Raw genomic sequence first — 4,295 nt, 5'->3', positions numbered from 1 at the left:
GCTTATCGACGTTGTCCGTAGCTGAGCCTTCAAAGAAGGCGTTAGCGTCGGCGCGACTTCTTGCGGAGCAAGAAGCGTGACGGAGGACAATGTGGTGCAACCCGAGCAAGGGTGAACGGAGTGAATCCCGCGGCGAAGCGATAAGCCGTTGTTAGTCGCAGTGCATGGTAATCATTGTATTTTTAATTTGTTTAAATAAGTTTCTATTAAGAACATTCCCATTGTGCCACTGAGATTTACAACGAAGGTGGCATGTCTTTCTGATGGTTTTATATAGTTGATTTTCTTACCGTGTGCATCGCTTATTCTATTTCTAAGAGACCCTATTCCGTTTACGATGCTGACGCAGCCGCTTAGAATTTGCTTAAATATTTCTTCATTATGGAGTTCGGGAGATAAATTCAAATTTTTAGCAGTAATTTTATATAATTCAGGTAAATCTATTTTCTCGTTATATTTAATTTCTAGCTTATCTAAAATATGCTTACAAATTGTTTCAATTAAAGTTCTTGAAGCCGTTATAGCACCTTCTGGGTCAGATGATCTTCTTGAGAGAGCTTTGTCCCAAATTTCTTGAACATAATCCATTGCAAAATTTTCTAATCGATGACTAATTATTTCATCCGAAGGTATCTGATCAGATTTTTCACAATAATCGAGTAACGGTTGAAGACTTTCATTTATGAAAATTCTCCTATTTTGATAGCCGCTAATTTCAGCTTTTATATATGTCCAAAAATCTTGCTGAGTTCTATTTCTTTTTAGATATTCTGGAATTAAATTTTTAGCTACCGGATGATCGTAGAAAAATTTTCTTAATTCACTGTAATCTCCTGATTCCAGTTGGTCATTTGTTGCAATAGTGATTAAAGTATTTTTTAGAAGTAAAGCTTTGTCAAAGATTGAATTCATTTATGTATTAGCAAATCCCCAATCAAGCCAAGATTTATAGTCATCGATTAAAATTTTAGTTATTTCAATAATTTCTTCTATTTGTTCGTTACTGACTTCTTGTCCGTGCAGACCTGCATTACATATTTTTAACAGTTGTTTAATCATATTATATTGATTTGAAGTGATTTTATAGTTTTCGAGTAGTGATTGTGCGATTTTATTCGGAGAATCATTCTGTTTGATTATGATTGAATAGCGTTTTGCAATGTTTTTTATCATAATTTCCAGATCTATTCTGATACTTGCTAAAGATAAAATTGGGTCAGATTTGGCAATTTTCTGATAGTAAACTATTTTTAAATTCGAAGAAGGATCTTTTAGTCCAAAGTTTTTGTGAATCTTTGAATGGAGTTCGTTTTTCTCTATTTGCTTTTGCTTGGTTCTTGGAATATTTTTTTGAAGATGTGTTTTTCTCTCTTTTATAGCTAGAGGTATGAGTTCTTTACTTTCTCTAATATTTTGATCTATGTCAATTTCAACTCCTCCTGGCAACGTTGCTTTGGTAATTTTTCTTAAAATATTTTTAAACTCATTCTTGAAATTAAAGAAAATTATTAGGGTAATAATTGGCCATATTAGGACTGAGATTAATTCTAAAATTAATTTTGCAATTTCCATGATCTTTTCTTTTAAAATTTATGCATTGCGACTAACGAACTAGGGGAGACGACGTTCCCTGACCCTGAGTCCCAACGGGACGTTAGGGACTGGCATGTAGCTTGCGTAAGCAAGGCGAATGCCAGAAAGGGAATGTGGCGTAGCCCAAGCGAGGCCGTAAGTGCCGAAGCGCAGCGTTTCCCCGCTGTTATGCGCTGGACCGTTATTTATGAGAGACTTTTTGGTTTTTTAAAGGCAATCGTATATCGCCAACGAAAACATATCTGATTTTTCCAATGTTCATCATTTTATGAATAGATTGGCGAGATAATTTTAACTTTCTTGCCATTTCATCAACACTAATAAGATCTGCAGCTACGGTAACCTCTGCATCTTTTTTAGCTTTAAATTCGGCAATTGCCGCGTTAATGTGATTTTGAGATTTACGTGTAAGAATTCCGTCTTTGCAATTTTTGCAATAGTAACCTTCTAGATTATTAACTTTAAGGTTTCCATAATCTTTAACATTGAAATTTTCAGAGACATCAGTTTTGAAAACCATAGAATTTGTTTCACCACAGACAGGACAATCGATCCATTTTTTATCTTTCATATGCTTTCATCTCCTTTAAAAGAAATAATTAATGTATTTCTGTTTGAAATTTGGATTTTAATATAAAGTTTATGATACTTACTTTCCTTTTTGTAAACATCGTGCCAGAGCAAATGATTATTATGAGAAGTCATTGATTTATAAAAGTCAGAATTATGTAAATTGAGAACTTCATTAATAATTTCAGTTTCACCGTATCCAAATTGTTCAATAGCAGTCTTTTGAGCATTTTTTGTTATAGCAAACTTTCCCTCCATTATCAGTTCTTTAATCTTTTTTAACGGATAATGACAGATGCGTTTTTCCACATTTGCTATTATATTTAATTAGTAGACAGTGTCAACCAGTTAAAAGTTTATATTTTTAGTCAATTTTTACGGTCTTGCGCATAACGAACTAGGGGAGACGACGTTCCCTGACCCTGAGTCCCGTTAACGGGACGTTAGGGACTGGCACGTAGCTTGCGTATGCGAGCGAGTGACAGAAAGGGAATGTGGCGTAGCCCAAGCGAGGCCGTAAGTGCCGAAGCGCAGCGTTTCCCCGCTGTTATGCGCAGGCCAGATTATATACTAGATTTGAAGTGATAGCACTTTATTCTCTCTTTAGTTTAAAAGCTAAATTTAATCTACTTGTGGGCAAATTTATCAGCATATAAATCCAAAACCTTCTTGATCATAGATTGGTAAGGAACACCAGATTTCTTTGATTGAGCTTTGAAAAAGCTGATACTTTTTTTGCTCAATAAAATAGTTACTTTTGAATTATCCTCTTTCGTAATTAGCTTATCAGGAGGGGGCAAAAAATCATTTATAATTCTAGAAGAATTGATAGCTTTCGCGATATCATTAGGAGTTTTTGTGTAATTTGTTTTCTTTTTCATACAGTTTTTTTCCCTCTCTCCAGAATCCAGCACCATAGATTCTAATATTTTTTCCTCTTAAAGTAAACCGAACTGTTAAAATTCCATTAAGAACTTGGCCAAAACAAAAGAAACGCTCTTCTGATTCGGTCGAATGCAAAGTATCTTTTGAAATGATTCTTTTTTCATCAAGAAAGGCTAGTTGGGCTGTATAAAAGTCTACACCATGCTTATCTAAATTTTCTTGATTTTTCTTAGAATCCCATTCAAATCCCACACCCATATCTTGATTTATTTCGATATGTATGTCAATACATATATTTGACTGTATTTTTGTATTTTCTTTTCCTTTTTTTTGTTTCTGTTAAAAGTTTTTTCTGGCTTGCGCATAACGAACTAGACTAACCGACGTAGGCTGGCCCTGAGTCCCAACGGGACGTTAGGGATTGGCGCGACGCTTGCGTAAGCAAGAGGAGTGACAAAAGCCTATGTGTCGGAGACCGAACGAGGGCGCAAGTCCCGAAGTGAAGCGGTTAGTCGCTGTTATGCGTAGTTTTTGATATTTACTAATTATTTGCTTTTAAAGAATTTATTAAATCACCCATACTTTTAATTTCTGGTAGAGCGGATTGGATAATGAAAGCAATGAAAGTAAAAATAGCAAGTAGTATTAAGAAAGGTACAATTGTATTTTTGATAACAACGCCGTACCAACCGACTCTTTGGTAGTTTTTAATTTTTTTATAAACAAATGTCAATGCAAATGATTCAAAAACTAGTTCAGATAAAAATATTGGAGAAATGAAGATAACATAGCCAAATATAACTAAAATTGAGAGAGTAAGAATAAGGAACAGTTTAATCAAAAAAGCTTGTTCATGGTCAAAGAGGAAATCATAAGGAGCAGATGAAAAATTAATATCACTACTACTATTAAACTTGTTAGAGTCAATTCTAAGAAGATTAAATGATTCATCTGGATGTAAATTCATCGATTTAAACGCAAAAAAAACCCAAATACGAAGAAAAAGAAAAAAAGAAAGATATCCTATAAAAATAGCAATCGGATATCGGATATACATTAATGAAATTCCCAAATTTAGTAATACTATTGAACTTAATGTAGCACTTAGGAAAGTTGCACTTAAGATTACAAACATTTGAAATCTAGGATTACCTCTATTTAGTAAAATAGTTTTAATTTGATCTAATCCTTTTGATTTTGTATTCTCAACTTTTTCTTTTTTAATTGGTTTCATAATTATTTTTCAA

At 33.6% G+C, this 4,295-nt stretch carries 7 protein-coding genes; all 7 read right to left on the bottom strand.

What is annotated here, in order from left to right; translation table 11 throughout:
• Positions 1–171: 171 nt before the first annotated feature.
• A complete protein-coding gene (locus ND811_RS18850) occupies positions 172–912 on the bottom strand; it encodes an abortive infection family protein (RefSeq protein WP_265353539.1) in 741 nt (246 codons plus the stop codon).
• Positions 913–1,572 carry a hypothetical protein gene (locus tag ND811_RS18845; RefSeq protein ID WP_265353538.1) on the bottom strand — a complete coding sequence of 220 codons (660 nt, stop codon included), beginning with the start codon at positions 1,570–1,572 and terminating at the stop codon, positions 913–915. It lies immediately after the preceding gene.
• Between the two features lie 202 nt (positions 1,573–1,774).
• Complete coding sequence (locus ND811_RS18840; protein ID WP_265353537.1) at positions 1,775–2,164, bottom strand: type II toxin-antitoxin system MqsA family antitoxin; 390 nt, start codon at positions 2,162–2,164, stop codon at positions 1,775–1,777.
• Positions 2,161–2,472, bottom strand: a complete 312-nt coding sequence (locus ND811_RS18835) for a type II toxin-antitoxin system MqsR family toxin (RefSeq protein ID WP_265353536.1) — start codon at positions 2,470–2,472, stop codon at positions 2,161–2,163. Before ND811_RS18835 ends, ND811_RS18840 begins: the two co-directional genes overlap by 4 nt.
• Positions 2,473–2,789: 317 nt before the next feature.
• Positions 2,790–3,044 (bottom strand): CopG family transcriptional regulator, encoded by a 255-nt coding sequence (locus tag ND811_RS18830; RefSeq protein WP_265353535.1) that lies wholly within the window; start codon positions 3,042–3,044, stop codon positions 2,790–2,792.
• Positions 3,010–3,300 (bottom strand): BrnT family toxin, encoded by a 291-nt coding sequence (locus ND811_RS18825; protein ID WP_265353534.1) that lies wholly within the window; start codon positions 3,298–3,300, stop codon positions 3,010–3,012. Before ND811_RS18825 ends, ND811_RS18830 begins: the two co-directional genes overlap by 35 nt.
• A 289-nt stretch (positions 3,301–3,589) precedes the next feature.
• Entirely contained in the window at positions 3,590–4,282 is a 693-nt protein-coding gene (locus ND811_RS18820; RefSeq protein WP_265353533.1) for a hypothetical protein, read from the bottom strand.
• Positions 4,283–4,295 lie beyond the last annotated feature (13 nt).

The sequence above is a fragment of the Leptospira soteropolitanensis genome (genome assembly GCF_026151655.1).
Taxonomy (GTDB): domain Bacteria; phylum Spirochaetota; class Leptospiria; order Leptospirales; family Leptospiraceae; genus Leptospira_A; species Leptospira_A soteropolitanensis.
This window is presented reverse-complemented; position numbering and strand designations above follow the sequence as displayed.

Coding starts and splice junctions, on each gene's coding strand:
- ND811_RS18850 (WP_265353539.1), bottom strand. CDS start 912: ATGAATTCAATCTTTGACAAAGCTTTACTTCTAAAAAATACTTTAATC.
- ND811_RS18845 (WP_265353538.1), bottom strand. CDS start 1,572: ATGGAAATTGCAAAATTAATTTTAGAATTAATCTCAGTCCTAATATGG.
- ND811_RS18840 (WP_265353537.1), bottom strand. CDS start 2,164: ATGAAAGATAAAAAATGGATCGATTGTCCTGTCTGTGGTGAAACAAAT.
- ND811_RS18830 (WP_265353535.1), bottom strand. CDS start 3,044: ATGAAAAAGAAAACAAATTACACAAAAACTCCTAATGATATCGCGAAA.
- ND811_RS18820 (WP_265353533.1), bottom strand. CDS start 4,282: ATGAAACCAATTAAAAAAGAAAAAGTTGAGAATACAAAATCAAAAGGA.